This window comes from Streptomyces africanus, from assembly GCF_002150735.1.
Taxonomy (GTDB): Bacteria; Actinomycetota; Actinomycetes; order Streptomycetales; family Streptomycetaceae; genus Streptomyces; species Streptomyces africanus.
Genome location: NZ_MUKA01000654.1, coordinates 1 through 811 on the forward strand (window position 1 = coordinate 1; position 811 = coordinate 811).

Sequence of the window (811 nt, forward strand, 5' to 3'; positions counted from 1 at the left end):
CTACCTCAAGCAGATCGGCAAGGTCCCCCTGCTCAACGCCGAGCAGGAGGTCGAGCTCGCCAAGCGCATCGAGGCCGGTCTGTTCGCCGAGGACAAGCTGGCCAACGCCGACAAGCTCGCCCCGAAGCTCAAGCGCGAGCTGGAGATCATCGCCGAGGACGGCCGCCGGGCCAAGAACCACCTCCTGGAGGCCAACCTCCGACTGGTGGTCTCCCTGGCCAAGCGCTACACCGGCNNCCTGGGCCGCGAGCCCACCCCGGAGGAGCTGGCCAAGGAGCTCGACATGACCCCCGAGAAGGTCATCGAGGTCCAGAAGTACGGCCGTGAGCCCATCTCGCTGCACACCCCGCTCGGCGAGGACGGCGACAGCGAGTTCGGTGACCTCATCGAGGACTCCGAGGCCGTCGTCCCGGCCGACGCGGTCAGCTTCACGCTCCTCCAGGAGCAGCTGCACTCCGTGCTCGACACCCTGTCGGAGCGCGAGGCGGGCGTCGTCTCGATGCGCTTCGGTCTCACCGACGGTCAGCCGAAGACCCTCGACGAGATCGGCAAGGTGTACGGCGTCACGCGTGAGCGGATCCGCCAGATCGAGTCCAAGACCATGTCGAAGCTGCGCCACCCGTCCCGTTCGCAGGTGCTGCGCGACTACCTCGACTAGGCGTCGCGGTCGTACGACGCGGAAGGCCCGGTTTCCCTCATGGGGGACCGGGCCTTCTTCATGCCTCTCCGCGGATGCGGGCTGCCACAGGGTGAATCACTCTGGGTGTCTCGCTGATACCACGGAGTGAGGAGCGTGTATGCGTCGCCGCTT

At 67.1% G+C, this 811-nt stretch carries 1 protein-coding gene; it reads left to right on the forward strand.

Annotated elements, in window-relative coordinates:
- On the forward strand, positions 1-658 hold a 658-nt coding region (locus CCL05_RS43135), incomplete at its 5' end, for an RNA polymerase sigma factor (RefSeq protein ID WP_143590070.1).
- Positions 659-811 lie beyond the last annotated feature (153 nt).